This window comes from Mobiluncus holmesii ATCC 35242, assembly GCF_000185445.1.
Lineage (GTDB): Bacteria > Actinomycetota > Actinomycetes > Actinomycetales > Actinomycetaceae > Mobiluncus > Mobiluncus curtisii.
The window spans coordinates 1,000,117-1,000,680 of sequence record NZ_GL622346.1 but is presented as its reverse complement, the minus strand read 5'-3'; the positions used below and the strand labels follow the sequence as shown (position 1 = coordinate 1,000,680).

Here is a 564-nt window from a genome sequence, read left to right as displayed (position 1 = left end):
AAAGACAGCGGTATTGACTGGATTGGGAAGATTCCAAATAGCTGGCATTCTCGTTCTCTGAAATCTCTGTTGACCCGTAAATCGCGTAAGGGTGAGCCTTCCTGGAGAGTTCTTTCTGTTGAACGTGAGCGTGGGGTTGTAGATCGTGAACTTGAAGGGTCGCCAGATAACAACAACCGTCTACCAGATGATTTGAGTGGTTATTTGGTAGTTCGGAACGGTCAATTTGTTATGAACAAAATGAAGGCTTGGCAAGGATCATATGGAGTGTCGCTGTATGACGGGATTGTCAGTCCTGCGTATTACACCTTCGATTTAGCGTCTTCCGTGGATTCTGAATTCTTCAACTGGGCTATACGGTCAAAAGCATATATTCCCTTCTTTGGCAGGGATTCTTACGGAATTCGCACAGATCAATGGGACTTTAAGGTACAGGCGCTCCGAAATATTCCACTATTTGTTCCTCCGGTGGAAGAGCAAAGGCAAATCGTTGATTACCTTGTTCAACGGCTGAAAGGGATCGATGGTTTGATTACCGATTTGGATCGTCAGGTTGAGTTGTTG

General features: G+C 45.2%; 1 protein-coding gene. It reads left to right on the top strand.

The window, feature by feature from the left end:
- The coding region (locus HMPREF0576_RS09395) for a restriction endonuclease subunit S (RefSeq protein WP_169305843.1) at positions 1–564 on the top strand (564 nt) is incomplete at both ends.